Origin of the sequence: Mycetocola lacteus, from assembly GCF_003667575.1 — a bacterium.
GTDB lineage: Bacteria > Actinomycetota > Actinomycetes > Actinomycetales > Microbacteriaceae > Mycetocola > Mycetocola lacteus.
Genome location: NZ_RCUY01000002.1, coordinates 371,329 through 396,472, shown reverse-complemented (window position 1 = coordinate 396,472; position 25,144 = coordinate 371,329). Strand labels below are relative to the sequence as shown.

Sequence of the window (25,144 nt, the reverse complement as noted above, 5' to 3'; positions counted from 1 at the left end):
GGGAAGGATGAGCACGCAGACAGCCCCCGAGCCCCCCACCGCACTGGAAATCCTGCAGCGGGTCTTCGGGTATGAGTCCTTCCGGGGCGACCAGGCGGCGATTGTCGAGACCGTGCGCGCGGGTGGCAACGCGGTGGTGCTGATGCCCACCGGTGGTGGAAAGAGCCTCTGCTATCAGGTGCCGGCGCTGCTGCGCGAGGGCACCGCGATCGTGGTGTCCCCGCTGATCGCGCTGATGCAGGACCAGGTGGATGCGCTGCTCTCGGTGGGCGTGCGTGCCGCCTTCCTCAACTCCACCCAGGATTTCGAGGAGCGCGAGCGGGTCGAAAACGCCTATCTCACCGGCCAGCTCGACCTGCTGTATGTCGCGCCCGAGCGACTGAGTTCCCCGCAGACCAAGCGGTTCTTGGCCAACGGCAACGTCTCGCTGTTTGCGATCGATGAGGCCCACTGTGTGTCGCAGTGGGGTCACGACTTCCGCCCCGACTATCTGGCGCTGGGTGAGCTTGCCGATCTGTGGCCGGACGTCCCCCGAATCGCGCTGACCGCGACTGCGACCGAGGCCACTCACCGCGAGATCCGTCAGCGCCTGCACCTCGAGGACGCCGCCGACTTCGTCTCCAGCTTTGACCGTCCCAACATCCAGTACCGGATCGTGAATAAGGCCGAACCGCGCAAGCAGCTGCTCGAGTTCATCCGTTCCGAGGGCGACGGCCAGGTGGGCATCGTCTACGCGCTCAGTCGCAAGACGGTCGAGGCCACCGCCGAGTTCCTGCGGGCCAACGGGATCAACGCACTGCCGTATCACGCGGGGTTGCCCGCCGAGGTGCGGGCACACACGCAGGCGCGCTTCCTGCGCGAGGACGGCATGGTGATCGTGGCGACCATCGCGTTCGGAATGGGGATCGACAAGCCCGATGTCCGCTTTGTCGCCCACATCGACCTCCCCAAGAGCATCGAGGGCTACTACCAGGAGACCGGACGTGCGGGCCGCGACGGCGAACCGAGCGTGGCCTGGCTCACCTACGGTCTGCAGGACGTGGTGCAGCAGCGCCGGATGATCGATGAGTCCCCGGGAGACGCGGCGCACCGTCGCCGCCTGGGCCAGCACCTCGACGCGATGCTCGCGCTGTGTGAGACGGTCGAGTGCCGCCGGGTCAACCTGCTGGCCTACTTTGGCGAGCGCGGTACCGCCTGTGGCAACTGTGATGTGTGCCTGAATCCGCCGCAGGTGTGGGACGGTACGGTCCCCGCCCAGAAGCTGCTGAGCACGATTGTGCGGTTGCAGCGTGAGCGCAATCAGTCGTTCGGTGCGGGCCAGCTGATCGATATTCTGCGGGGCAAAACCACCCCGCGCACCCAGCAGTGGAGCCACGAGACCCTGGCCACCTGGGGCATCGGCAACGACCTGTCCGAGCCGCAGTGGCGCGGGGTGATCCGGCAGCTGCTGGCCCGTGGTCTGCTGATCACCCAGGGGGAGTACGGCACGCTCGCGCTCTCGCAGACCAGCGCCGCGGTCCTGCAGGGGGCGCAAACCGTGCCGCTGCGCACCGAGATGGCGCGGATTCCGCGCGGGAGTTCCTCGGCCAAGCGCAGCGCGCTGGCGGATCTGGCCCCCCGCGAGCTCGAGCTGTTCGAGGAGCTGCGCGCCTGGCGTGCCTCCGAGGCGCAGGAGCAGGGCGTGCCCGCGTACATCATCTTCGGGGATGCCACCCTGCGCGAGGTGGCTCAGGCCCGCCCGCTGGATGAGTCCAGGCTCGCGGGCATCACCGGGATCGGGCAGAAAAAGCTTGAGCGCTATGGCGCGGACCTGGTCGACGTGGTGCGCACCTATCTCGAGCGCTAGCCGTACCTATTCCACCAGGAAAGGCGTCCGCGTTAGTGGAAGTCCTACAGGTTTTGACGGTGGCCAGGCTTGGCATTTGTGCTCCGCACACGTGATGCTTCCCTTGTGTGGGTTGTCCTCCTAGCGTGGGGGGACGATCCACGACTTGGAAAGGCACGGCCAGCGATGTCCAACACCTCACCCAACGCCTCCGGCAATGGCGCCACCTTCAACCACGAGATCCTGCATCGGGCACTCCTGGGCCGCTGGCCCGAGGCCCGGCTGCACTCGCGTGAGCTCGCGGCCAAACCCGAGATGCAGCGCGATCCGCTGCTCGGGATGGATGAGCACCGCGAGCGTGTGCTCGAACAGCTCGGACTGCTGGTTGATGACGGGCAGGTGCACGCGGCATTCCCCAAGACGGTGGGGGGACGCGAGGACCACGGTGGGAACATTGCCGGGTTTGAGGAGCTGGTCACGGCGGATCCCTCGCTGCAGATCAAGGCCGGCGTGCAGTGGGGTCTGTTTGGGTCCGCGGTGATGCACCTGGGCACCGCCGAGCATCATAAGCGCTGGCTGCCGGGCATCATGAGTCTGGAGATCCCCGGCGTCTTTGCGATGACCGAGACCGGACACGGCTCGGATGTGGCCTCGATCGGGACCACCGCGACCTTTGACGCCGATACCGACGAGTTTGTAGTCAACACCCCGTTCCGCGGGGCCTGGAAGGACTACCTCGGGAATGCGGCCATCCACGGCCGCGCCGGGGTGCTGTTTGCCCAGCTGATCACCGGCGGCGTGAACCACGGCGTGCACGCCTTCTTCATCGAACTGCGCGATAAGGACGGGAACTTCCTGCCCGGTATCGGCGGCGAGGATGACGGGCTGAAGGGCGGACTCAACGGCATCGACAACGGTCGCCTGCACTTCACCGACGTGCGCATCCCGCGCACCAATCTGCTCAACCGCTACGGCGATGTGGCCGCCGACGGTAGCTACACCTCGCCGATCGAGAGCCCCGGGCGTCGCTTCTTCACGATGCTCGGGACCCTGGTGCAGGGGCGGGTCTCGCTGGATGGTGCGGCGACCGTGGCCAGCGCCATCGGCCTGCAGATCGCGCTCACCTACGCTAACCAGCGCCGCCAGTTCAATGCGGCCTCCGAGTATGACGAGCAGGTGCTGCTCGACTATCAGCGCCACCAGCGTCGGCTGATTCCCAAGCTCGCCCAGACCTTTGCCCAAAACTTCGCCCACGATGAGCTGCTCACCAAGTTTGATGCGGTGTTCAGCGGAGCCGAGGACACCGACGAGGACCGACAGGACCTGGAAACCCTGGCCGCCGCGCTCAAGTCGCTGTCCACCTGGAACGCACTGGAGGTGCTCCAGGAGGCACGCGAGGCCTGTGGCGGCGCGGGCTTCCTTGCCGAGAACCGCCTGGTCGGGCTGCGTGCCGACCTCGATGTGTATGTGACCTTCGAGGGCGATAACACCGTGCTGCTGCAGCTCGTGGGCAAGCGCCTGCTGGGCGACTACGCACGCCGGTTCAAGGGTGCCAGCGGCGGAGACCTCGCTCGCTTTGCCGTGGGGCAGGCCACCGACCGGGCCTTCCACGGATCGGGGCTGCGCCGGCTCACCCAGAACGTTGCCGACCTCGGTCAGGTGGCGCGTTCGGTGGGGCACGTGCGCGACGCCGACGAGCAGCGCGACCTGCTGACCGGTCGCGTGGAAACCATGATCGGGGAGATCGCCGGTCGTTTGCGTCCGGCCGGTAAGCTTGGCGCGACCGAGGCTGCCGCGCTGTTCAACTCGCAGCAGAACGAGCTGATCGAGGCCGCCCGAGCCCACGCCGAGCTGCTCCAGTGGGAGGCTTTTACCCGGGCCGTCGACAAGATCACCGACCGCGATACTCAGACCGTGCTGACCTGGCTGCGCGACCTCTTCGGGCTCAGCCTGATCGAGAAGCATGCGGCCTGGTACCTGATCAACGGTCGCCTTTCGCCGGCCCGCGCCCAGGCCGTAAGCGCGTATATCGACCGCCTGGTCGAGCGGCTGCGTCCGCAGGCTCAGGGGCTGGTTGAGGCCTTCGGCTACGGTCCCGAGCACCTGCGCGCAAAGATCGCCAGCGGTGCCGAGGAGGAGCGTCAGGAAGAGGCCCGGCAGTACTACCGCACCCAGCGGGCGAGCGGTGAGGCACCGATCGAGGAGAAGAAGCTGAAGAAGAAGGCTGCGCGCGCCTCGGCCTAGCACTCGGGGTTTTCCCGACGGTCCCGCGTGTGGGGGTCATCCGATCGGATGATCCCCACACGCCTGTTTTGGCCCGTGGGGTGGATGCCAGCACGGGTGTGCTGAAAATAGGGTGGGAACATGATCAACGCAATCAATCTCACCAAACAGTACGGGGCCAAGACCGCCGTCAACGGGGTGACTTTTTCGGTAAAGCCGGGAATGGTGACCGGGTTCCTCGGTCCCAACGGCGCCGGAAAGTCCACCACGATGCGCATGATCGTGGGCCTCGACAAGCCCACCGCGGGCACCGTTACCGTCAACGGCAAGCGCTACCGCGATCTGTCGGCTCCGCTGCAGGAGGTGGGTGTGCTGCTGGATGCCAAGGCCGTGCACACCGGCCGCAGCGCCTTCAACCACCTGCGTGCCCTGGCCGCGACCCACGGAATTCCGGTCCGCCGCGTGCACGAGGTCATCGAACTCACCGGTCTCGGGGCCGTCGCCCACAAGCGGGTGGGTGGATTCTCCCTCGGCATGGGCCAGCGCCTCGGCATCGCCGCCGCGCTGCTCGGCGACCCACAGACCCTGATCCTGGATGAGCCGGTGAACGGCCTCGACCCCGAGGGTGTGCGCTGGGTGCGCCAGCTGACCCGCTCGCTCGCCGCTCAGGGCCGCACGGTTCTGCTCTCCAGCCACCTGATGAGTGAGATGGCGCAGACCGCCGACCACATCATCGTGCTGGGTAAGGGCCGCCTGATCGCCGATGCTCCGGTGCAGGACTTCATTGCCGGTTCCTCACACGAAACCGTTCGGGTCAGTAGCCCGCGTGCAAGCGAGCTGGCCCAGGCGCTGCTCAACGCCGCCGGTCCCGGCTCGCGCGCCCGGATCGACCCGGTTGGGGTCAACCAGCTGCAGATTTCGGGATATACCGCCGCCGGGGTGGGCGATGCCGCCGCCGAGCTGGGTATCCCGCTGCACGAGCTGACCCCCATCCGTGCCTCGCTCGAAGAGGCCTATATGGAACTCACCGAAAACGATGTGGAATACCGCACCGGCGGTACCCTCGAGGAGACGAAACGATGACCGCAACCGCTACCATCCAGGCCCCGCCCCGCGCGAGCTACCGGCTGAGCTTCGGCGGACTGCTGAACTCCGAGTGGATTAAGCTGCGTACCCTGCGTTCGACCCTGTGGTCGTTTGCGATCATGATTCTGCTCAGTGGTGGCCTCGGCCTGCTCATGGCCTCCACCATCGACACCGCCGGCACCGGTGATTTTGCGATGAGTCCGCTCAACGTGGTCCAGGCCGCCACCTCGGGCAGCGTGATGTTTGGTCAGCTGATCGCCGCGGTGCTCGGTGCCCTGGTCATTACCGGTGAGTACTCCACCGGCATGATTCGCACCACGCTGACCGCGGCCCCCAAGCGTCTGGGCGCGTTCATTGCCAAGGCCGTGGTGCTGTTTATCAGCACCGGGATCGTCGCCCTGGTCTCGGCCGCCGCGTCCTACCTCGCCGTCGCGCTCATCCTGATGGGTCGCGGTCAGAGCGCCCCGCTCTTTGATGGCGACGTACTGCCGCACGTGCTGGGTGGCGCCCTCTACGTGGCCTGCGTGGCCCTGTTTGCGCTGGGCCTCGGGACCCTGATTCGCAGCGGTGCCGGAGCGATTGCCGGTGCCCTGGGAACGATCCTGGTGCTCCCGCTCGTGCTCGCCCTGGTGCCGGTGGAGTGGATCAACAACCTGCGTCCGTTCCTACTGGATGCTGCCGGATCGCGTCTGTCCAGTGGCATGATGGGAGACGACTGGACCTTCGCGACCAGCGCGCTGCTGATGGCCGGCTGGACCCTGGTGTCGCTGATTCTCGGCGCATTCGCCCTGCTCAAGCGCGACGCCTAACCCACACGTCGCCGAAACTTCGGCGCAGACAACCCCGGGACGATTCGTCGTCCCGGGGTTTTGTGTGTCGTGTGGGGATGAAGCCGGGTGCCCGGGTGCGCTATCGTGGCGTGCAAGGACAAGGAGTTCACGCGTGACATTCAATCCCAACTCGGATATCGGCGGCACCAACGTCAAGCGCGCCGGTCGTGGCCGCACCACGGGCCTGGCGCTGGGTGGCGGCGGTTTGGGTGTGATCGCGATCTTCCTGATTGCCCAGTTCACCGGGGTGGACCTGTCGGGATTCCTGGGGGGCACCGAGGTTCAGCAGCCCGGCGCGATCGTGGGGCAGAGCCTCGAGGAGTGCAAGACCGGGCAGGATGCCAACAACAGTGTGGACTGTCGGATGGCCGGGGCCGCGGCCTCGCTGGATCCGTATTGGACCGGGGCATTCACCACCCTGGGTGCCCGCGCGAGCTACCACACCCCCGAATTTACGCTGTTCTCCGGGTCCACCTCGACCGGATGTGGCGCGGCCACCAGCGCCACCGGGCCCTTCTACTGCCCCGGGGATGAGACCATCTACATCGATACCGCGTTCTTCGATCAGCTGAGTTCACAGTTCGGTGCGCACGGCGGCCCACTGGCCGAGCTGTACATCGTGGCTCATGAGTGGGGTCACCACATCCAAAACCTTGAGGGTACTTTCGACACCGTGGACCGGACCCAGACCGGCCCGACCTCGGGCACCGTGCGGATCGAGCTCCAGGCCGACTGCTACGCCGGCTCCTGGGTGGGATCGGCCGCCAACGTGCGCGATCGCGGCGGCAACCGCCTGATCGAACCGCCGACCGACGCGCAGATCCGTGATGCCCTCGATGCGGCGGCCGCGGTGGGAGACGACCGGATTCAGGAGCTCGGTGGCGGATCGGTGCATCCCGAGGCGTGGACGCACGGGTCGAGCGATCAGCGGCAGCGCTGGTTCCTCGAGGGCTACCGTGGCGGGGCCACCGCCTGCAACACGTTTGATACCAAGCGTCTCTAACCTGACCCTTCGGCGGATTTCAACACTCCGCCTAATATGCTGGGGGAATGACCGAACTGTCCTGGGGACGCCGCCATCCTTTCCTGCGCGTGATCGCCATCATCCTGGCGATTATTGTGGGGTTGGCCACGCTCACCTGGACGGCTTTTAGGGTGAGCCCCTGGCCCTCGGCACTCGTGGTCCGTTCGATGTTTGACCGGGGCGGCGAGGAGATGAATGCGGCCCTGAAGCAGCGGGCGGATGCGCTAGCCGTGCAGGTGACCTCGGATGTGAACTACGGGGATGAGCGCGATACGGTGCTCGATATCTATCGGCCCCAAAACGCCGGTTCAACGCCACTGCCCACCATCGTCTGGGTGCACGGGGGCGGCTGGATCTCCGGTGACAAGGGTCAGATCGCCAACTACCTGAAGATCCTCGCTGCCGAGGGGTTCACCGTGGTGGGGGTCAACTACTCGATCGCGCCCGGCGCCACCTACCCCACCCCGGTGGTGCAGACGATGTCGGCGCTGGGCTTCCTGCTGCATGATGCGCGGGAATTTGGGATCGACCCCACCAATTTTGTGTTGGCAGGAGACTCAGCCGGTTCGCAGATCGCCGCCCAGGTCGCGACGATCATCACCAATCCCGAGTACGCACGAGAGGTCGCGATCGACGCGTCGATTCCCGCCTCCTCGCTGCGCGGCACGGTGCTGGCCTGCGGTGCCTATGACCTCTCGCTGGCCAACGTGGAGGGCCCGTTTGGCGACTTCCTGAAAACCGTTCTGTGGTCCTACACGGGTACCCGCGACTATGCGTCGGATCCGCGCACCCGCACGGCCTCGGTCCTGAACTACGTGGACAAGAACTTCCCGCCGAGCTTTTTCACCGCGGGCAACGCGGATTCCCTAGCCCCGCAGTCCGAGGCGATGGCCGACCGATTGACGGGTCTGGGGGTCGAGGTGGAGACGCTGTTCTATCCGAAGGATCATGAGCCCGCGCTTCAGCACGAGTATCAGTTTGATCTGAGTAACGCCGACGGCGAGGAAGCCCTCGCGCGGATCGTGGCATTTGTCCACGCCCAGACCGGTCCGCGTTCGTGAGCGGTGCGATGACGCGCGGCCTGAGCGCCGTGCCGGTTCGGGCGGTGTCCGCGCGGCTGGGTGTCACCCTGGGCCGGGTCGGGGCGCTGCTCGCGGTCCTGGCGCTGCTGGCAATCTGGGTGATTCGGATTCGCTATGCGGCCCCCGCCTACGTGAGCGAGCTGGGGGCGGACGGTGCCCCCGACGCCGGGTGGTTTGCGCTGGCGCTGGGCACGGTCGCGGCCGCGGGCATGCTGCTGGGGGTCGCGGAACTGCTGCGCACCCCGATGGCGGGTGAGGCGCGCGGGGCCGTGCGTGCTGCGCTGGCGGGTGAGGCGCGCGGAGGTCTGCCTGGCGTGCCGGTGAGCGGGGGCCGCGGGGCCGTGCGTGCTGCGCTGCTGGGCGGAGTCTGCCTGATCCTGGCGGGCATCGGTTTCCTGGTTTCCACCGTGTATCCGTGCACGGCACGCTGCCCGGTTCCCGGCGACCCGCTGCACACGATGCGCGATACCATCCACATCACCGCGGCGATTGCCGGATTTGCCCTGGTGGCGATCGCGATGCTCGCACAGGCCTTCGCCGGGGCGGATCGCCGCAGCCGGCTGATCGCCTGGGGTGCCGCTATCGGCGTCGCGGTGATCGCCGGTGTGGGCGGCCTGCTGGCGCTTGCTCACGTGGCCACCGCACTGGGGGCCTGGTGTGAGCTGGTGGCGACCTCAATCGCGATTCTCTGGTGCGCAACCCGGGGGCTTGCGCGCACCAAGAGTTAGCGCACGAGCTGCTGGGTGATGATCAGCGACCCGTACCAGAAGACCTGCAGCACGCAGAGGTAGAGTCCGATCAGGCCGAGGACTCGCGCGACTCGGTGCCGAGCGATGGCCAGGATGCTCATGACCAGGCTGATCACCAGGCAGCCGAGCAGGATGAAGTTCACCGGCGGCAGGATGAAGAGCACCGGAACCCAGAAGGTGCCCTCCAGGCCGTCGGAGTAGAACATCGCCAGCGTGAAGACGGGCAGCACCATTCCGGTGAGGATCGAGATGATGCCAAAGAAGATCCCGAGTCTCGACTGTTTCACGTGGTGCCTTTCCTGTACTCCGGGTGGATCCCGGGAGCATGATTGAGATGCAGCCTCCAGACTAGTACGCCCGCTGTTCGGTAATCGCTGTGAAAAGGGAGATCAATCCCTGAGAGGGATACGGATCACCCTCGGGGGTGAGGCCGCCTCGGGGCGAGGCTTCCCGCCGCGTAACTGCGCGGTGCGATGGCCGGTAACCGCTTGGGGTGATGGCCGGTAACCGCACCGTGTGGTGACGTCGGATCGCCGCGCCCGGCGGCCCAGGAGTTACACACATGTAATTACACACAGGTTGTGGATAACTCTGTGAGTAATGTGGGGGAAACTCACAACCCGAGGTGGAAAACGCCGTGGTTAACGGGGAGAAGCTGTGGAGAACCCTGGGGAAAGTCCCTCGCTCGGGTGACGCGCCCGGGCGCGCATCCCCGGCAGTGGCGGGGAAAACCCGCGACGTCGGGTAGTGCTTCGTCGGTTAGGCCGGGTTGATCAGTGCGAGCACACTCATCGACACCACCAGGGCATTCACCACAACCAGGATGATCGGCCCGGCTGTTGGGCCCTGCTTGGCAATACGACGCAGGCCGATGAACATCCCCAGGGCACCCAGAATCAGGGCGGCGGGCAGGGCGAGCGGCGCGAGCAGGATGACATAGACGATCACCAGGACCGGCAGCAGGACCCACAGCAGGGTGCCCCACCAGGTGGGACGCGGTGGTTCGATGGTGGGCTGGTCGTTCGGGGTGCTCATGCGGGTCCTCTTTTTGCCGGAGTGTTCCCCTGAGCCTAGCGCGAAGCCCGGGAGGCCTCGCGGTGATGAGGAACGGCTTAGACCGTGTGCTGGGTAAATTCCTCGCGTGTGGTTCCCGGTCCAAACGACCAGAAAATACGCCTGGTATCCCCGGGCTTCAGCGGATCAAAGAGCACGGTCACCGGCGAGCCGATCGCCGGGATCAGCGCGCGTTCCAGGCGCACGGTGGGTTGAATCCAGCGCTGAGTTCCCGCCGCGTCGGTGAACTGAATGGTGAGACGCCCGAGGACCCGGGCCGCGTCGGGGGAAGGGGTCGGGGCCGAAGTGATCACACCCGAGGTGCGGCGTCCACCGGTGAGTAGGTCACCGAGAATATCGTCCCGGCGTCGGCGGTGGGCTCGGGAGACCACCCCGATGATCAGGCTGGTTGCACACAGCGCGGTGATGATTCCGGGCCACCACCAGCGTCCGGCAAACATGATCCACGCCCACACTCCCCAGGTTTCATCTCGGCCGAAGGTCGGGTCCACCGCCATGCCGATCTGGTCGGGCTGCACAAAACGTGACGCCGCATACCAGGCGGCGAGGCTCCAGCCGATCAGCGCGAGGGTCAGCGTGCCCAGTACCGGGGTGAACGGGGTGCCGGTAAACCGGGTGCCCCACATCCGGTGCAGGGCAAAGGCGAGAAAGGACCCGATGAATCCGATCGGGAAGAACCAAAAATAGTTCTCGCCGAGGGGCCCGTCCGGGGTATCCGAGAAGATGCTGTTCAGCGCGGATGCCCGGACCATGTTGAATAACCCGCTGAAGGCATAGGCGAGCATGGCACCGGCCGCCAGCACGAGGATTCCCCACAGGACGGTGAGGAGTGCGGCGCGGGTGCTGCCACGATACCCTTCGAGACGTGTGTGGGCGGCATGCAGCGGATCGGTGGTGCTCATGCCGGTAGCCTATCGACGTGGAACGAACTCGGCCAGCAGGCTGAGGCCGATGATCGCCAGACCGAGCCATCCCGCCGGGCTGATGTGTTCCCCGACGATCAGGACCGCGAGGACCGTGGCAATCGCCGGTTCGGAGAGCGTGAGCATGGTCGCCGTGCTCGCGGGGATTCGGGCCAGGCCAAACCCGAAGAGCACATACCCCAGAAACATCGGGATCAGGGCCATATAGGCGGTCACCGCGAGCGGAGCCGGGCCAGAGAGGATCGGGGCACCGGTGGCCAGCAGCACAGGAATCAGGAGCAGCGCCCCGCCGCCAAACACCGCGCCCATCGAGGCCGAGCGCCCGATACCATCCCGCATCATCCGGCGCACGGCATACGAGTAGGCCGCATAGGTGGCCCCGGCAATCAGGCCGAGGATCACCCCGAGGGGGATGTGTGAGCCCGCGGGCGAGGCGTCGGAACCCTGTGGGAGACACAGCAGGATGCTGCCGATGATTCCCAGGGCCGCGGCCACATACCAGCGCGCACGCAGTCGGGTGTGATCCAGGACCGCCTCCATCACCGCCGCGAGCAGTGGGGCCGAGGCCAGCGAGATGACCGTTCCCAGGGCCACACCGCCCAGGCGCATCGACCCGTAGAACGCCAGCGGATAGATGGCGACCGAGACGGCACCGAGGATAAGCATGCCGCGCTGGGCGGTCAGGGCGCGGCGCGAGCGGCGCAGGCTGGGCAGTGCGATGAGTGCCTGCAGGAGGCCGCCGATCCCCATCGCCGCGGATCCGATCGCCAGCGCGCCCACCTCGGGAACCAGGCTGGCCGCGGTGCCGGTGGTGCCCCAGAGCAGCGCGGCCGCGAGTACCGCAATGATCCCGGTGGTGTGGCGGCTCACGCGAGGGGTAGGAGCTGCGCGGCCAGGGTGCGCGCGGTGTGCAGCCGGGTGGAGGTGCCATCCAGGCCGGCCCGGGCCATCGACCCCTCCAGGAGGAAGGACAGGTGGGTTGCCAGGGTCCGCGCGTGTTCGTCCGTGGTGAGTTGGGCGAGTTCGCGATGAAGGATGAGCTCCACCTCCTCCTTATGTCGGCGTACGGCGCTGCGCCCCGCGTCCCCGGCGGGCAGCTCTGCCGCCGCATTCAGCAGGCCGCAGCCGCGGAACGCGTGCTCATGGGCGTCCTCGGCATGGTCGATATAGGCGTCAAAGACCGCGAGAATTCGCTCCTGCGGGGTGTGGGTTCCGAGAAGTCGGATGCTGTAAAGGTTAAGCCACTCTTCGTGCCGTCGCTCAATATAAGCTTCGATGAGGGCGGATTTGGACGCGAAGTTGTTGTACAGACTCATCTTTGCGACCCCGGCGGAGGCGGTGATCGTGTCGATCCCGGTGGCGGCGATTCCGTCCACATAAAAGTGACGGGCGGCGGCGTCGAGGAGGCGTTCGCGTGCGGCCCCGCGGCGGGCACCGGTATTTCGACCCTGTGATTCCATCTGTCCAGTGTTGCTTAAATATACATAACTACCTAATTAAGTCGCTCGGTGTGCGGCGGCGGACCTTGAGAGCGCTGAGAATAACCGAGGCGAGGGCGGCAAACACGGCGATCCACAGCACACCCGCTGCGGCGTCCGCCTGCTTTGCCAGCGAGGCCGCCTCGGCCCCGAACAGGGCAAAGGCCATGCTGACCGCGCCGGAACCGGCCGACTGTCCGATGGTTCGGTTGGTGTTGAGCACCGCCGAGGCCGAGGAGGAAAGCTCAAGCGGTGCCGAGGAGAGCATGTCGCGATTATTGGGGCTCTGGAAGGTGCCGAATCCGAGCCCGCAGATTGCGGTGGCGATGAGGATCGGCAGGATCGAGGGGTGGGGTCCGGCAATCGCGAGCATCAGCAGCCCGACGGTATAGATCCCGAGGCCCACCAGGGCGAGCACGGCGGGCCGGATCCGGTCGGCCAGGCGCCCGGAGATCGGGGCGACCAGGATGATGACAGCGGGCCACGGCGTGAACAGCAGCGCCGACTGCAGCGGGGTCGCACCAAACTCGCTCTGGAAGAGGAAGGGGAGCGCCACAAAGGCGATGCCCTGGGCAAAGAAGGAGGTCCAGGCGGTGAGCACGGCAATCGAGAAGACCCCGTTCCAGATCCGCGGCGGAATGATTGGACGGATGGCAACCCGCTCATGCCGAATAAACCACAGGGTGAAGGCGGCACCGATGGCCAGCAGGATTCCCGGCACCCAGATCGTGCCGAGGTCCACCAGCTGGTTCACACCCAGCAGGAACGCGGCGATGGCCAGCGCGATCAGCACGGATCCGCGGGCGTCGAAGTTCCCGCGCTGTGCCCGGGTCTTCGGCAGGAAGAGCGCGCCGAGCACAATCGAGATGATGCCGATCGGCACGTTGATCAGGAACAGCCAGGGCCAGTCGAGACCGGCGAGGATCAGCCCGCCGAGGGTGGGGCCGGCGGCGGTGCCGATCGCGACCACCATCGCGTTGATGCCCATCACACTGCCGATGCGCTGCGGCGGGTAGAGGTAGCGGAACATCGGGATCACCGCGGCGATAATCATCGCCGATCCGATGCCCTGAACCACCCGGAAGAAAATCAGCCATCCCAGCGAGGGGGAGAGCGCGCAGGCCAGCGAGGCGAGAGTGAACAGCGGCGCACCGGCGAGGAACAGGGTGCGCTGGCCGATCTGGTCGCCGAGGGCACTGGTCATCGGCACCATGCAGGCTACGGCCAGCAGGAACGCGGTGGTCACCCACACGGTCTCCGAGGGGCCCGCGTGCAGTGAGCGCGAGAGGGCGGGGAGGGCGACGTTGACGATCGAGGCGTCGATGGTTGCGGTGAGCTGGCAGAGCAGGAGCGCGATCATCGCCAGGAGGCGGCGCAGCGGGGTGATTTCGTGAGGCATAGTCGATTCGCGCGGGATGTTTAGGATTGCTAACGATTGGCGGGTGCGAGGGCACCGATGCACATCCTACGCCCGGGTTGCTTGGGGAATCGTGTACGGTGAAGCGGTGATCGCTCCCCTCCCGTTGCCCGCCGGAATCCTGCTGCGCGATCTGCGCGAGGGGGATGAGGAGGCGCTCGCCGCCGCCTACGTCCGCAATCGAGCGCACCTGGAACCGTGGGATCCGACTCGCAGCGAAGACTTCTACACCGCGGCCCTGCACCGCGCGGACATTCGCCGTCAGCTTGCCACCCGCGAGGCGGGAACCACCTATCCGGTGGTCCTGACCCGGGGGAGTGAGATTGTGGGTCGTTCGGCGCTGACCGGGATCACCCGGGGAGTGTTTCAGAATGCGGCGCTCGGATACTGGGTGGACGAGCGCCTCACCGGCCGCGGTGTGGCGACCGCGCTGGTTGCGCACATGCTCACACTGGCGCGCGAGCATCTGGGTCTGCACCGCGTGGAGGCGGGCACGCTGGTGCACAATGTCGCCTCGCAGCGGGTCCTTGAGCGCAACGGCTTTACCCGAATCGGGCTGGCACCGGGCTATCTCCGTATTGCCGGCGAGTGGCAGGACCACGTCCTGTTCCAGCGCATCCTGGATTAGCGCGCGTCGGTCTCGGCCGTGAGGGGGAATGGCCGGGTGCTTTCGAAGTGGCGTTCGGTTCCGTCGATCGGATCGCTGAAGCTCAGCGTGTGGGCGAGGAGCTGGAGCGGGGTGCTGAAATCATCCACGGCAACATCCTGGGCGACCGGATAGAGGGGATCGCCGGCGATCGGGATTCCCAGGCTCCACAGGTGCATGCGCAACTGGTGTGTCTTGCCGGTGCGGGGACTCAGCTTGTAGATGCCGCGACGGGCACCGTCGGGTCCGGGGGTGATCTCGGATTCCAGCTCGACCAGCGATTCGGAGTTGGGTTCGACCCCGGGCACAATCTCGGCGTTCATGATGCCGCGCTCTTTGATGAGGTGGTTGCGCACCACGGTGGGCAGCACCAGATCCTCACGGATCCCGGCGAGTGCCCGGTACACCTTCTGCACCTCACCGCGCATGAACATGGTTTGGTAGGGCGCGCGCCAGCGCTGCTCGGTCGCGAGCATCAAAACCCCCGAGGTGACGCGATCGAGGCGGTGCATGGGGGAGAGCTCGGGCAGACCCAGCTCCTCGCGCATCCGCACCACGACGCTCTCGCGGACGTGGCGGCCGCGCGGGATCGAGGAGAGGAACGGCGGCTTGTCGATCACCACGATCCGCTCGTCTCGGTGGATCACCCGGATCTTGCCCGGCACCGGGGTCTCGACCGGAAGGTCGCGGTGGAACCAGATAAACGTGTTGGACCGGTAGCCGTCTTCCCCGCGCACAGCCTCGCCGTTGGCATAGACAAAGCGTCCGGTATCGAGGAACGTGTCCACCTCGACGTTCTCGGGCAGCCGATAGTGCAACCACTCGCGCATGGTGGCCCAGGCCGGAGGGGCCGAGCGGTCCCCGTCATTGGTGCGCAGCCATGCGGCATCAAGGCCCAGACGCTGGGGAAGGGGGGAACGCGGAGGCACTAGAAGAGCATAGCGCGGGGCGGGGAAGCCCGGACTTCCTAGCGCCTGGAGTCGGAATGCCTGGTGCGTCTCCGAATCTGGGGAACTACGAGCGTAGGGACCGCCCGCATGATGTACTTGTCGAAATCGGGAACGGTGAAAGCGGCGTAGCCATGCTCGGGCGTATATAACAGACCCATGTCGATCAACTCCGCACGAGTTGGCGCCACCTGCGTCGATTCTCGTCCCATGAGTCCTGCAACATCGGCGGCTTTTTGAGGCAGGGAACCAAGCTGTGCCATCGCTCGCATATATGCGGTTTGCAATGGTGTAGCCCGGTCAAGGCGGACACGAAAGAAGGAGCTGTCGAGTTTTGCTTCGTAGGGGTCAACTGCCATTTGGGCGTCCATGAGAGTGATCGAATCACCGGGCGCGATTTCCCATGTCTGGTGCGCAAATTCTTGAATGAAATAGGGATAGCCCTTTGTGATGGACAGCGCGAATTCAAGTGCGTCAGGTTCCCACCCGATGCCTTCGGCGCGTGCGGGCCCTGAGATCGCTTCCCGTGAATCCTGCTCGCTGAGGGAACCGATAGAGGGAAACTTAAAGAGTCGTTCTGCGTATGATTTCGCGTCGCCCGCCAGCTCGGCGATCTGAGGCAGCCCCGCGCCGACCAGTGTGATCGGGAGGCGCCTCTGTACCGTCTTATGGATTGCCTGTATGAGAGCTTCAAGCTGGGGCTTTTTCAAGAATTGAACCTCGTCGATTGAAAGAACTACCCCGCGGCTTGCTTCTTTAGCCGCCTCACCCAGCTCCACTAGGACATCGGTGAGGTCGAGGGCAAGGTCACCATAATCAGCGATTCCTGCGGATGCGGGTATGTCCCATCCCAAAGTCCACGTGCCGGAATCATTGACGGAGAGAGCAAACGCGCTCAATGCACTCGCTGCGCGTTGGAACCGCTTGGTCCAACGAATACGTGGTGAGAGTTGAAATAGCGTGGACTTGATCTTCGAGGCGAGTGTTCGGCGAAAGGCCTCGTCACTGTATTTGCTGGCCTCGACTTCTACCACTACCTACTTGTGGAAGAGCGCGATGTCTCTCAGCTCATTGAGCAGGACCGTTTTCCCGACTCCACGCAGACCCGTGACTATGAGGGATTGGCTGTCCCGTCCGCGTGCTAAACGCTGAAGGAGGATGTTGAATGCGGCCGTTTGCTCTTCACGTCCGACAACGACTTCCGGCCGCGCGCCTGCATTCGGCGTATAGGGATTATTAACGCTGTCCATGGAGGCATCTTACGAGCGTTAGGAAGCTTTATCTACAGTCAATAAAGTTACATAAAGAGAGTAATCCGCAGCGATCGTGTGGCGGTTTGGGGAGGGCTCAGAATTTGCAGAGCCGCAAAAATGCAGGGTGTGGGCGGGACACCCTGCGAAGCACCCTTTACTCCCGGCTTATTTGGCCGAGATTATGCTTCGTCTATGACGACATATGTTTTTTCCACCGACCCTGCCCGCGTCGACCGGGACCGGGTGCATGCCTGGCTGCGGGATGAATCGTATTGGGCGCAGGACCGATCGCGTGAAGCGCAGGAAACCGCGATGGACGCGTCTCGAAACTATGGGATCTACGAGGAGGAGACCGGTCGCCAGGTTGCCTATGCTCGCGTGGTGACCGACGGGGCAACGTTTGGCTGGATCTGCGACGTCTTTGTGGACTCGGATACGCGTGGGGAGGGACTGGGCAAGATGCTAATGGCCGCCGTCATTGAGGACCTCGAACCGCTGAGTCTGCGCCGCCTCATCCTCACCACCGTGACTGCCCAGGGCCTCTACGAGCAGTACGGCTTCACTCACTTCGCCGACCCCACCCGCGTGATGGTTCGCGGCGCGGGCGACACGAGCGGAGCCTAGTCGTGCATGCAGGCGAGGTAAGACCGCAGTCCGGTAGCTGGTGGAGAGGACCTGGTGGAATGAGGAATCTCAACGACCTCAGTTGATGATGGATGGCACATAAATAGTTCAATTGAACTAGAATTGACAGCTATAGACTTCAGAATGGGGTGAATTATGGTTATGCGTCGGTCGCCGGCGAGAGAGCGGCAGCTCGCGGATCTCGGAGAGAACATCGCGCGCTGGCGGAAGCTCCAGGGCATGAGCGCTTCGCAGCTAGCTGAGCGCGCATTCGTGACGCGTGACACGCTTCGTTCCATTGAGAACGGCGCAGGTTCTGCCCGGATGGACTCCCTTTTGGCGGTTTTGAGTGTTCTTGGTATCGCCAACACCGTCATCTCGAGTACCGATCCGTGGGCCTCGCCTGCGGGACGAGCGCTCATGGATGAGAAGATTGCGCTCACGAAATGAGACTGCTGAACGAGGTGGAGGTCTATCTCGATGAGGGCCTCGGCGAGCCAGAACTGGTGGGGATTCTTCGGGCGTCCTTTGGGGCGGGTAGGCGGCTGTCGGCCTCGTCGTTTGAATATGCTCCTTCGTACCTTCAGGATTCGCGGAGTTATGAGCTTTCGCCCGACTTACCGCTCGTACCCGGGCGGCAGTATTCGGGTGCGGATACCGAATTGTTCGGGGCGTTTGCCGATGTTTCGCCCGACGACTGGGGCGCGGCGCTGATTGATGCTGCCTATGCCGATGAGCGCGACCCGGAACAGCCACGCGCAATTGGGGCATTCGACCACCTCGTGCAGCTTAACGATGTTTCGCGCGTGGGCGCGATTCGGCTTAAGCATGCCGGGGAATGGCTCACGAATGCAGCGCACTCTGAGCCTCGGGTAGTTGATGCTCGCCGCCTGGCCGAAGCCGCAGCTCGTTTTGAGATCTACGAGGCCACTGCGGAGGATTTGGAGCTTCTCGGCGTTGCGGGCTCGAGCCTGGGTGGGGCCCGGCCGAAGGCGAACGTGCGACGAGAGGACGGCTCGTTGTGGATTCTCAAGCTCCCCTCAAACAGGGATCGACGTGTGGAAATCGAGGCGTGGGAGGCCGTAGCTCTCGATATTGCAGGCGAAGCCGGACTAGATGTTCCTCAGCTCGAGCTGATCCGCCTGGAAAGCCTGGGATCGTCGCTCCTCGTGAAACGCTTTGATCGAGTCGATGCGCGTCGAGTGGGGTACGTCTCTGCTCTGTCGGCTATGTCTCTTGGGAGTCAGGGACGTGCGACCTACGCAGATTTTGCGGATACGGTTGATTCACTCACCGGGTCTCGAGCTGACTTGCGAGAGCTGTTCGGGCGGATCGCTCTCACTCTTCTCGTGAGAAATCTTGACGATCACTGGAAAAACCACGGGTTTGTGCGCGTGGGGAGCAGCTGGCGGTTGAGCCCACTATTTGATGTCAACCCCACGCGTGCCGGTGTGAAGGTTCAGGCGCGGCCCATCAACGACGATGATAATCCGCTGGATCGAGATATCAGACTACTTACCGCTGATCACAAGATCTATGGGCTCACGGAGCGGGAAGCGGCTCAGATGCTCGCTCGTGTTGTGGACGCCGTAAAGCGCTGGCGAGAATTCGCCAGCCGTCGCGGTATCTCCGCGGCCGAAGTTGAGCACATGTCGAGCGCATTTGATGAGCGGCAGCGTGAGCATGCCGAGGCATACATTGCTCGCCACATCGAATCCGAAGGTGGCGTTGGGGGCTAGCCCTTCCAGCGCAGGGCGCTGGCGACGAGCCAGCCGACGAAGCTGAGGGCGGCGAAGGCGAGCCAGCCGGATGCCGCGGCGAGGCTTCCCACGCTCTCGAGGCCGCCGCCGCTGCCCTGCACCGCCAGGGTGACACCGACGATTCCGGCGAGCAGCCAGGCCATCAGGAGCACAACCAAATAGGGGTTTGTCCTGGAGGTTTTGGGAGCGCTTCCGTACTTCGCTTCGATTTCGTCGCGGGTGAGTCGGGGAGTGGTGGGCTCGTCTGTCATGCCCACAGTGTATGGGTGAGGCCCGCGTCACAACACGAGGGCTGCTGCCGTGTTGTGCCCCTAGTTCGGAGGGGGCGTTCCGGGATCGCGGGTGAGGAGTCGGTCCAGTGAGCGAAGCACGGCGGGGCGATTATGGCGGCGCAGCATCCAACCGGGAAGCCTGTTTCCCAGCTCGTTATCGGTGGGTTTATGGGCCCCGGTGAGGACCGCTCGGAGATAGTCGGCATGCTCACGGTTGGCGATCCAGAGTTGGTGTCCCGCGCAGGGCTCGCTGAGGAAGTAGGGCAGTCCGTAGAGCGGATCGACACCGTCTATCTGGTGGATGAGTGGTCGCTGCTCGGTGATCGTAAAGGTGCCGCCGCAGGCGCAGTGCTCGGCTGGTAACGCTCGTCCGGTGCGGATGGTGCGCTGCTCGCCCGTGACCGAGCGTCCGCACCGAGGGCACTCCAGAATGACCTGGGCGAGATAGTGATCACCCACGGGGGCCGATACGTCACCCTCCCACCGGGTGCAGCACTGACACCAGTGGCCGGCGCGTGCACCGGAGGCGGACCAGGTGCAGTGGATGCAGCGCGCTATCGAGTCCCGAATCAGTGCCGCGTTGCCGCAGCGCGGGCACACCACCCACGCCTCGGTGCGGGGAACGCCGCGGAGACGGGTGATGGCGGGTGGCTGGGTCATGGGCGTGTGAACAGGAGGCATTGTGGGGCAACAAAAAACCCCCACGATCGGCGAGATGTGGGGGTTTTGGTGGCTCCGACCGGCATCGATCCGGTGACCTTTCGATTTTCAGTCGAACGCTCTACCAACTGAGCTACAGAGCCAGGTGGCAAATACTTGCCGCCTGAGATAAAAAACCCTTCCCGATGGGAAGGGTTCTTCACCTTGGCGACCCTGACGGGACTTGAACCCGCGACCTCCGCCGTGACAGGGCGGCACGCTAACCAACTGCGCTACAGGGCCTTACATATTGAATTGTACTGCATTACTTGGTAGTGGTGACCCCAACGGGATTCGAACCCGTGCTACCGCCGTGAAAGGGCGGCGTCCTAGGCCGCTAAACGATGGGGCCGTGAGGTTCGAAGACCTCGGCTACCGAAGTAACAGACCGGAGTGAGGGATGATTTCCGTTCGGATTTCGTTTCCCGCTCTCTTGCCTGAAATCAGTATATGGGCATAATCCTCTCACAGAAAAATCGAGGTCGCCCCGGGCGCGTCCGATTGAGCGAAATCCCCGGTCAATCGGCGTGGCGGGGTTGCGGGTTTCGGCGTGGCGGACGCCCGCAAAACCGCGCTTTTTGCCTCGCTGCTGAGCAGAATACCCGGGGGAATGCCGTCTCTCATATGCAAAACGGCGGCCCGGGAGAACCCGGACCGCCGTTTCGCGGGGGCAATTAGTGCTTGCCCTCGGCCTCAAACGCGGCGAAACCGTCGGTGACGATCTGCTCGGCGGTGGCGGCGTCGGCCCAACCGTCAACCTTGACCCACTTGCCGGGCTCCAGGTCCTTGTAACGGGTGAAGAAGTGCTCGATCTCGTTCTTGGTCTGCTCGTCCACATCCGAGATGTCCTGGATGTGAGCCCAGCGCGGGTCCTTGGCGGGGACAACCAGAACCTTGGCGTCCGAGCCGGCCTCATCGGACATGTTCAGGACGCCCACCGGACGAACCTTCACGCCGACGCCCGGGAAGACCGGGTACTCCAGCAGCACCAGGGCGTCAACGGGGTCGCCGTCGAGGCCCAGGGTGTTCTCGAAGTAGCCGTAGTCGGTGGGGTACACGAAGGTGGTGAACAGCACGCGGTCCAGGTAGACGCGACCGGTCTCGTGGTCAACCTCGTACTTGTTGCGGCTGCCCTTGGGGATCTCTACGACGACGTCGTAAGTAGCCATGACTTGTTCTCCTTAGTTAGAACGGATCAGAATCGGGAAAGTCTGTAATAACGTTACTTGATGCCCGAGAACACACAAGCACCCCGTCGCCCAGGTTTGGATACGTCTAGCGCCCGCATTCGTAGCGCCGTCCGTCAGGCCCTCGTCGAACGCGCCAATTCGGCGGATGCCGAGGGTGACGCGCCCGTGTTTGTGGCCCTCTCCGGTGGGCCCGATTCCCTCGCGCTGGCCGATGCCCTGGCGTTTGAGGCACGCTCGGCCGGGATTTTCGCCGGCGCGATCATCGTGGATCACGGTCTGCAGGAGGGCTCGGACCTCGTGGCCGAGCGGACCGCCGCTACCGCCCGCGAGCTGGGCCTGGAGCCGGTGATTGTGCGCCGCGTGAGCGTGGGAACCGAGGGTGGTCCCGAGGCTGCCGCCCGCGAGGCCCGCTATGCGGCGCTGTCCGAGGTGGCTCGCGAACACGGATCCGACACCGTGCTGCTCGCGCACACCCGCGATGACCAGGCCGAAACCGTGCTGCTGGGTCTTGCCCGAGGTGCCGGTGCACGCAGCCTCGCCGGCATGGCGCCGCGTTCGGGGCTCTATGCGCGTCCGCTGCTCGGGATCGACCGGGTTGACACCGTGGGCTCCTGCGCCGCCCGCGGCCTGACTCCCTGGATCGACCCCCATAACTTTGACCCCTCCTATGCACGCGTGCGTGTGCGCGAGACCATCCTGCCGATGCTCGAGGCCGAGCTCGGCCCGGGCATCGCCAAGGCGCTGGCTCGCACCGCCGATCAGGCCCGCGAGGACGCCGATGCGTTTGAGGACATGATCGAGGAGTTCATCGAGGAGATCGTGGAGCACGCCGAGGCGGGCATCGCGGTTTCGGTCCAGGCCCTGGCCGCGAACCCCGCGGCGCTGCGCAACCGGATCATCCGCCTGGTGGCCCAGGGGGAGTTCGGCGTCTCACTCGAACGTTCCCACACGCTGGAAATTGCCGAACTGGTGACCCGTTGGCGAGGCCAGGGCCCGATCGATGTGCCGGGGATTCGTGTACATCGCGACAATGGCCTGATCGTTTTCACCGCCGCCGGAGCGCTCGGGTAGCGGCATTGTGCGGGTGTGCCGAACGATAACGCACGTTGCACCCGCCAAACATGCCGTTTATACAAAACACGGCGCGCTGGTGGATTTCCCCCACCACCAGGACAACGTAGACTTGGTTCATGGAATCCAGCGACATCCGCAATGATCTGACCGAAATCCTCGTCACCGAGGAACAAATCAACACCAAACTGCGCCAGCTTGCCGCTCAGATCGACGCGGATTACGCCGGAAAGGACCTGCTCCTGGTGGGCGTCCTGAAGGGTGCCGTCATGGTCATGGCCGACCTCTCCCGCGCGCTGACCCAGCACGTGCAGATCGACTGGATGGCCGTGTCCTCCTACGGTGCCTCGACCAAGTCGAGCGGCGTCGTGCAGATCCGCAAGGACCTCGACACCGACATCGCCGGTCGTCACGTGCTGATCGTCGAGGACATCATCGACTCGGGTCTGACCCTCTCCTGGCTGCTGGATAACTTTGCCGCCCGCGGTGCCGCCTCGATCGAGGTCTGCGCGCTGCTGCGCAAGCCCGAGGCAGCCAAGGTGGAGATCGACTGCCGCTACGTCGGCTTCGATATCCCCAACGACTTCGTGGTGGGCTACGGCCTGGACTTCGCCGAGCGCTACCGCAACCTGCGCGACGTGGCCGTGCTGGCTCCTCACGTATACGCCTAAAACTCGACGTTGACGAAGACCCCGCGAGGTTTCCTCGCGGGGTCTTCCGCATATCCTCCGAGTCGCCCGAACGCAAGCTGTGAACACGCATGGGTTCATCCCACGGCGAACATGGGGCGGACTTTCGCCCCTAGCGGCTACCCTAATCAGTACGGGCCTCCTCGACCCGTCCTTGCCTCACCCGCAGAAAGGTCCGAGCGTCCGCTCGCACGCACATGAAACCCAATCGCCTTTTCAAGGGCCCGCTGCCCTACATCATCGTCGCAATTGTTGTCTTTCTGATTGGTTTTAACCTGATCGCGGGGCTGAACGGATTCCGTGAGATCAACACGGACCAGGGCATCTCGCTGATCAAGGACGGCAAGGTCAAGGAGGTCACCCTGACCGCCGGTGAAAACCGGGCCGATCTGGTGCTGAAGGATGACTTCAAGGACTTCGGCAAGCGGGTGCAGTTCAACTTCCTCGACGCGCGTGCCGGTGATGTCATCAGCGCGGTCAACGAGGCTAAGCCCTCCGACGGCTACACCGATAAGGTGCCCCAGCCCAGCTGGATCGGCTCGCTGCTGCAGTTCCTGATCCCGTTCCTGATCATCGGTGTGGTCTTCTGGTTCCTGCTGTCCAACATGCAGGGTGGTGGCAACAAGCTGATGTCCTTCGGTAAGTCGAAGGCCAAGCTGGTGTCCAAGGAGTCCCCGCAGGTCACCTTTGCGGATGTGGCCGGAAGCGACGAGGCGCTTGAGGAGCTCAACGAGATCAAGGAGTTCCTGAAGGAGCCCGCCAAGTTCCAGGCCGTCGGTGCGCGCATCCCCAAGGGTGTGTTGCTGTACGGTCCTCCCGGAACCGGTAAGACCCTGCTCGCACGCGCCGTCGCCGGTGAGGCCGGCGTTCCCTTCTACTCGATCTCCGGTTCGGACTTCGTGGAGATGTTTGTGGGTGTGGGTGCCAGCCGCGTGCGTGACCTGTTCCAGCAGGCCAAGGAAAACTCCCCGGCCATCATCTTTGTGGACGAGATCGACGCCGTCGGTCGCCACCGTGGCGCGGGAATGGGTGGTGGTCACGATGAGCGTGAGCAGACCCTGAACCAGCTCCTGGTGGAGATGGACGGCTTTGACCCCAAGACCAACGTGATCCTGATCGCGGCCACCAACCGTCCCGACATCCTGGACCCCGCGCTGCTGCGTCCGGGCCGGTTCGACCGTCAGATCGGCGTGGATGCGCCCGACCTGCCCGGCCGTCGCAAGATCCTCGAGGTGCACGGAAAGGGCAAGCCGCTCTCCAAGAACGTCGACCTTGAGGTTGTCGCCCGCAAGACCCCCGGGTTCACCGGTGCCGACCTGGCCAACGTCCTCAACGAGGCCGCCCTGCTGACCGCGCGCTCCAACGCGCAGCTGATCGACAACCGTGCGCTGGACGAGGCCATCGACCGCGTGATCGCCGGTCCGCAGCGTCGCACTCGCGTGATGAACGACCGTGAGAAGCTCATCACCGCCTACCACGAGGGCGGTCACGCCCTTGCCGCCGCCTCGATGCGCAACTCCGACCCGGTGACCAAGGTCACCATTCTCCCGCGTGGACGCGCCCTCGGTTACACGATGGTGCTGCCGCTGGAGGACAAGTACTCGGTGACCCGCAACGAGCTGCTGGACCAGCTGACCTATGCGATGGGTGGCCGCGTGGCCGAGGAGATCGTGTTCCACGATCCCACCACCGGTGCCTCCAACGACATCGAAAAGGCCACCTCGATCGCCCGCAAGATGGTGACCGAGTACGGCATGAGCGCCGGAATCGGCGCGGTCAAGCTGGGTGCCTCGAGCGGGGAGATGTTCCTCGGTCGCGACATGGGTTCCCAGCGCGACTACTCGGAGCGAATCGCCCAGCAGGTCGATGACCAGGTGCGCGCGCTGATCGAGCAGGCCCACGATGAGGCCTGGAAGATGCTTAACGCAAACCGCGACGTGCTCGACCGTCTGGCCCGTGAGCTGCTGGAGAAGGAAACCCTGGATCACAACCAGCTGGCCGAGATCTTCAAAGACATCAAGAAGCTGGACGAGCGCCCGCAGTGGCTCTCCAGCGTCGACCGTCCGGTGAGTGACCTGCCTCCGATCGAGATGCCGATCACCTCGGTCCCGATTCAGCCCGAGCTGACCGACGGTGCCGTGGCCTCGGCCACCCTGGAACCCACCGAGGATCCGGCCGCCGAGATCGGTGGCGAGAACTCGGCCGCCGAGACTCCGGTGACCGAGACCGAGAAGCCCGCTCAGGCAGAACAGAAGCCGACCGACACAACCCCGGAGTCCTAG

At 64.8% G+C, this 25,144-nt stretch carries 26 protein-coding genes and 3 tRNA genes; 14 read left to right on the top strand and 15 right to left on the bottom strand.

What is annotated here, in order from left to right:
- Positions 1 to 7: 7 nt before the first annotated feature.
- The 7 genes from recQ (at position 8) to D9V34_RS03880 (ending at position 8,798) form a co-directional block, all read left to right on the top strand.
- The gene (gene recQ, locus D9V34_RS03910; RefSeq protein WP_121687578.1) at positions 8 to 1,846 is read left to right on the top strand and encodes a DNA helicase RecQ; all 1,839 of its coding nucleotides are present in this window, start codon (positions 8 to 10) and stop codon (positions 1,844 to 1,846) included.
- 165 nt (positions 1,847 to 2,011) lie between these two features.
- On the top strand, positions 2,012 to 4,069 hold the full coding sequence (locus tag D9V34_RS03905; RefSeq protein WP_121687577.1) for an acyl-CoA dehydrogenase family protein: 2,058 nt from the start codon (positions 2,012 to 2,014) through the stop codon (positions 4,067 to 4,069).
- Positions 4,070 to 4,189: 120 nt separating this feature from the next.
- A complete protein-coding gene (locus D9V34_RS03900; RefSeq protein WP_121687576.1) occupies positions 4,190 to 5,131 on the top strand; it encodes an ABC transporter ATP-binding protein in 942 nt (313 codons plus the stop codon).
- On the top strand, positions 5,128 to 5,943 hold the full coding sequence (locus tag D9V34_RS03895; RefSeq protein ID WP_121687575.1) for an ABC transporter permease: 816 nt from the start codon (positions 5,128 to 5,130) through the stop codon (positions 5,941 to 5,943). The genes D9V34_RS03900 and D9V34_RS03895 overlap by 4 nt, the downstream gene beginning before the upstream one ends.
- A gap of 64 nt (positions 5,944 to 6,007) precedes the next feature.
- On the top strand, positions 6,008 to 6,967 hold the full coding sequence (gene ypfJ, locus D9V34_RS03890; protein ID WP_121687574.1) for a KPN_02809 family neutral zinc metallopeptidase: 960 nt from the start codon (positions 6,008 to 6,010) through the stop codon (positions 6,965 to 6,967).
- 47 nt (positions 6,968 to 7,014) lie between these two features.
- Entirely contained in the window at positions 7,015 to 8,049 is a 1,035-nt protein-coding gene (locus tag D9V34_RS03885) for an alpha/beta hydrolase (protein WP_121687573.1), read from the top strand.
- 8 nt (positions 8,050 to 8,057) lie between these two features.
- Positions 8,058 to 8,798 (top strand): DUF998 domain-containing protein, encoded by a 741-nt coding sequence (locus D9V34_RS03880; protein ID WP_121687572.1) that lies wholly within the window; start codon positions 8,058 to 8,060, stop codon positions 8,796 to 8,798.
- On the opposite strand, the gene D9V34_RS03875 is transcribed toward D9V34_RS03880, so the two are convergent.
- From D9V34_RS03875 to D9V34_RS03850, 6 genes are all read right to left on the bottom strand, one after another.
- Positions 8,795 to 9,106, bottom strand: a complete 312-nt coding sequence (locus D9V34_RS03875) for a hypothetical protein (RefSeq protein ID WP_121687571.1) — start codon at positions 9,104 to 9,106, stop codon at positions 8,795 to 8,797. The two genes, D9V34_RS03880 and D9V34_RS03875, sit on opposite strands and share 4 nt — an antisense overlap.
- 472 nt (positions 9,107 to 9,578) lie before the next feature.
- Positions 9,579 to 9,854 (bottom strand): hypothetical protein, encoded by a 276-nt coding sequence (locus D9V34_RS03870; protein ID WP_121687570.1) that lies wholly within the window; start codon positions 9,852 to 9,854, stop codon positions 9,579 to 9,581.
- 77 nt (positions 9,855 to 9,931) lie between these two features.
- On the bottom strand, positions 9,932 to 10,795 hold the full coding sequence (locus D9V34_RS03865; protein ID WP_121687569.1) for a hypothetical protein: 864 nt from the start codon (positions 10,793 to 10,795) through the stop codon (positions 9,932 to 9,934).
- 9 nt (positions 10,796 to 10,804) lie between these two features.
- Positions 10,805 to 11,686 carry a DMT family transporter gene (locus D9V34_RS03860; protein WP_121687568.1) on the bottom strand — a complete coding sequence of 294 codons (882 nt, stop codon included), beginning with the start codon at positions 11,684 to 11,686 and terminating at the stop codon, positions 10,805 to 10,807.
- Positions 11,683 to 12,276, bottom strand: coding sequence for a TetR/AcrR family transcriptional regulator (locus D9V34_RS03855; RefSeq protein WP_121687567.1), 594 nt, complete (start codon positions 12,274 to 12,276; stop codon positions 11,683 to 11,685). The genes D9V34_RS03860 and D9V34_RS03855 overlap by 4 nt, the downstream gene beginning before the upstream one ends.
- A 28-nt stretch (positions 12,277 to 12,304) precedes the next feature.
- A complete protein-coding gene (locus tag D9V34_RS03850) occupies positions 12,305 to 13,693 on the bottom strand; it encodes a DHA2 family efflux MFS transporter permease subunit (RefSeq protein ID WP_121687566.1) in 1,389 nt (462 codons plus the stop codon).
- A 106-nt stretch (positions 13,694 to 13,799) separates the two neighbouring features.
- Between D9V34_RS03850 and D9V34_RS03845 the strand changes: the two genes are divergently transcribed.
- On the top strand, positions 13,800 to 14,339 hold the full coding sequence (locus D9V34_RS03845) for a GNAT family N-acetyltransferase (RefSeq protein WP_342772978.1): 540 nt from the start codon (positions 13,800 to 13,802) through the stop codon (positions 14,337 to 14,339).
- On the opposite strand, the gene D9V34_RS03840 is transcribed toward D9V34_RS03845, so the two are convergent.
- Genes D9V34_RS03840 through D9V34_RS18055 form a run of 3 tightly spaced genes read right to left on the bottom strand, consistent with a single transcriptional unit; the run spans position 14,336 to position 16,554 of the window.
- Positions 14,336 to 15,286 carry a pseudouridine synthase gene (locus D9V34_RS03840; protein WP_121687564.1) on the bottom strand — a complete coding sequence of 317 codons (951 nt, stop codon included), beginning with the start codon at positions 15,284 to 15,286 and terminating at the stop codon, positions 14,336 to 14,338. The genes D9V34_RS03845 and D9V34_RS03840 overlap by 4 nt on opposite strands.
- Positions 15,287 to 15,324: 38 nt before the next feature.
- Positions 15,325 to 16,338 (bottom strand): ATP-binding protein, encoded by a 1,014-nt coding sequence (locus D9V34_RS03835; protein WP_245991878.1) that lies wholly within the window; start codon positions 16,336 to 16,338, stop codon positions 15,325 to 15,327.
- Between the two features lie 3 nt (positions 16,339 to 16,341).
- Entirely contained in the window at positions 16,342 to 16,554 is a 213-nt protein-coding gene (locus D9V34_RS18055) for an ATP-binding protein (RefSeq protein ID WP_245991876.1), read from the bottom strand.
- Positions 16,555 to 16,749: 195 nt separating this feature from the next.
- On the opposite strand from D9V34_RS18055, the gene D9V34_RS03830 reads away from it, so the two are divergent.
- The 3 genes from D9V34_RS03830 (at position 16,750) to D9V34_RS03820 (ending at position 18,920) form a co-directional block, all read left to right on the top strand.
- Entirely contained in the window at positions 16,750 to 17,181 is a 432-nt protein-coding gene (locus D9V34_RS03830; RefSeq protein WP_121687563.1) for a GNAT family N-acetyltransferase, read from the top strand.
- A gap of 156 nt (positions 17,182 to 17,337) precedes the next feature.
- A complete protein-coding gene (locus tag D9V34_RS03825) occupies positions 17,338 to 17,631 on the top strand; it encodes a helix-turn-helix domain-containing protein (RefSeq protein ID WP_121687562.1) in 294 nt (97 codons plus the stop codon).
- Entirely contained in the window at positions 17,628 to 18,920 is a 1,293-nt protein-coding gene (locus tag D9V34_RS03820) for a type II toxin-antitoxin system HipA family toxin (protein ID WP_121687561.1), read from the top strand. The genes D9V34_RS03825 and D9V34_RS03820 overlap by 4 nt, the downstream gene beginning before the upstream one ends.
- Here D9V34_RS03820 and D9V34_RS03815 read toward each other — a convergent pair.
- The 6 genes from D9V34_RS03815 to D9V34_RS03790 form a co-directional block, all read right to left on the bottom strand.
- Positions 18,917 to 19,192 carry a hypothetical protein gene (locus D9V34_RS03815; protein WP_147441603.1) on the bottom strand — a complete coding sequence of 92 codons (276 nt, stop codon included), beginning with the start codon at positions 19,190 to 19,192 and terminating at the stop codon, positions 18,917 to 18,919. The genes D9V34_RS03820 and D9V34_RS03815 overlap by 4 nt on opposite strands.
- Positions 19,193 to 19,252: 60 nt before the next feature.
- On the bottom strand, positions 19,253 to 19,873 hold the full coding sequence (locus tag D9V34_RS17945) for a hypothetical protein (RefSeq protein WP_220700529.1): 621 nt from the start codon (positions 19,871 to 19,873) through the stop codon (positions 19,253 to 19,255).
- Between the two features lie 67 nt (positions 19,874 to 19,940).
- Positions 19,941 to 20,016: transfer RNA gene (locus tag D9V34_RS03805), tRNA-Phe, on the bottom strand.
- 62 nt (positions 20,017 to 20,078) lie between these two features.
- Positions 20,079 to 20,155, bottom strand: a tRNA-Asp gene (locus D9V34_RS03800).
- A 33-nt stretch (positions 20,156 to 20,188) separates the two neighbouring features.
- Positions 20,189 to 20,264: transfer RNA gene (locus tag D9V34_RS03795), tRNA-Glu, on the bottom strand.
- A gap of 322 nt (positions 20,265 to 20,586) precedes the next feature.
- Positions 20,587 to 21,081 (bottom strand): inorganic diphosphatase, encoded by a 495-nt coding sequence (locus D9V34_RS03790; protein ID WP_030147921.1) that lies wholly within the window; start codon positions 21,079 to 21,081, stop codon positions 20,587 to 20,589.
- 60 nt (positions 21,082 to 21,141) lie between these two features.
- Here D9V34_RS03790 and tilS point away from each other — a divergent pair, with 60 nt between their 5' ends.
- The 3 genes from tilS to ftsH all read left to right on the top strand — a co-directional run bounded on the left by tilS (position 21,142) and on the right by ftsH (position 25,144).
- Complete coding sequence (gene tilS, locus D9V34_RS03785; protein WP_121687559.1) at positions 21,142 to 22,173, top strand: tRNA lysidine(34) synthetase TilS; 1,032 nt, start codon at positions 21,142 to 21,144, stop codon at positions 22,171 to 22,173.
- Positions 22,174 to 22,292: 119 nt separating this feature from the next.
- On the top strand, positions 22,293 to 22,844 hold the full coding sequence (gene hpt, locus D9V34_RS03780; RefSeq protein ID WP_121687558.1) for a hypoxanthine phosphoribosyltransferase: 552 nt from the start codon (positions 22,293 to 22,295) through the stop codon (positions 22,842 to 22,844).
- 215 nt (positions 22,845 to 23,059) lie between these two features.
- Positions 23,060 to 25,144 (top strand): ATP-dependent zinc metalloprotease FtsH, encoded by a 2,085-nt coding sequence (gene ftsH / locus D9V34_RS03775; protein ID WP_121687557.1) that lies wholly within the window; start codon positions 23,060 to 23,062, stop codon positions 25,142 to 25,144.

What these genes read in the sequence shown, in the direction of transcription:
- D9V34_RS18055 (WP_245991876.1), bottom strand. Translation starts at nt 16,554, where the DNA reads ATGGACAGCGTTAATAATCCCTATACGCCGAATGCAGGCGCGCGGCCG.
- D9V34_RS17945 (WP_220700529.1), bottom strand. Translation starts at nt 19,873, where the DNA reads ATGACCCAGCCACCCGCCATCACCCGTCTCCGCGGCGTTCCCCGCACC.
- D9V34_RS03790 (WP_030147921.1), bottom strand. Translation starts at nt 21,081, where the DNA reads ATGGCTACTTACGACGTCGTCGTAGAGATCCCCAAGGGCAGCCGCAAC.
- D9V34_RS03865 (WP_121687569.1), bottom strand. Translation starts at nt 10,795, where the DNA reads ATGAGCACCACCGATCCGCTGCATGCCGCCCACACACGTCTCGAAGGG.
- D9V34_RS03900 (WP_121687576.1), top strand. Translation starts at nt 4,190, where the DNA reads ATGATCAACGCAATCAATCTCACCAAACAGTACGGGGCCAAGACCGCC.
- D9V34_RS03855 (WP_121687567.1), bottom strand. Translation starts at nt 12,276, where the DNA reads ATGGAATCACAGGGTCGAAATACCGGTGCCCGCCGCGGGGCCGCACGC.
- recQ (WP_121687578.1), top strand. Translation starts at nt 8, where the DNA reads ATGAGCACGCAGACAGCCCCCGAGCCCCCCACCGCACTGGAAATCCTG.
- D9V34_RS03850 (WP_121687566.1), bottom strand. Translation starts at nt 13,693, where the DNA reads ATGCCTCACGAAATCACCCCGCTGCGCCGCCTCCTGGCGATGATCGCG.
- D9V34_RS03895 (WP_121687575.1), top strand. Translation starts at nt 5,128, where the DNA reads ATGACCGCAACCGCTACCATCCAGGCCCCGCCCCGCGCGAGCTACCGG.
- D9V34_RS03880 (WP_121687572.1), top strand. Translation starts at nt 8,058, where the DNA reads ATGACGCGCGGCCTGAGCGCCGTGCCGGTTCGGGCGGTGTCCGCGCGG.
- D9V34_RS03815 (WP_147441603.1), bottom strand. Translation starts at nt 19,192, where the DNA reads ATGACAGACGAGCCCACCACTCCCCGACTCACCCGCGACGAAATCGAA.
- D9V34_RS03870 (WP_121687570.1), bottom strand. Translation starts at nt 9,854, where the DNA reads ATGAGCACCCCGAACGACCAGCCCACCATCGAACCACCGCGTCCCACC.
- D9V34_RS03830 (WP_121687563.1), top strand. Translation starts at nt 16,750, where the DNA reads ATGACGACATATGTTTTTTCCACCGACCCTGCCCGCGTCGACCGGGAC.
- hpt (WP_121687558.1), top strand. Translation starts at nt 22,293, where the DNA reads ATGGAATCCAGCGACATCCGCAATGATCTGACCGAAATCCTCGTCACC.
- D9V34_RS03825 (WP_121687562.1), top strand. Translation starts at nt 17,338, where the DNA reads ATGGTTATGCGTCGGTCGCCGGCGAGAGAGCGGCAGCTCGCGGATCTC.
- tilS (WP_121687559.1), top strand. Translation starts at nt 21,142, where the DNA reads ATGCCCGAGAACACACAAGCACCCCGTCGCCCAGGTTTGGATACGTCT.
- D9V34_RS03885 (WP_121687573.1), top strand. Translation starts at nt 7,015, where the DNA reads ATGACCGAACTGTCCTGGGGACGCCGCCATCCTTTCCTGCGCGTGATC.
- D9V34_RS03820 (WP_121687561.1), top strand. Translation starts at nt 17,628, where the DNA reads ATGAGACTGCTGAACGAGGTGGAGGTCTATCTCGATGAGGGCCTCGGC.
- ftsH (WP_121687557.1), top strand. Translation starts at nt 23,060, where the DNA reads ATGAAACCCAATCGCCTTTTCAAGGGCCCGCTGCCCTACATCATCGTC.
- D9V34_RS03905 (WP_121687577.1), top strand. Translation starts at nt 2,012, where the DNA reads ATGTCCAACACCTCACCCAACGCCTCCGGCAATGGCGCCACCTTCAAC.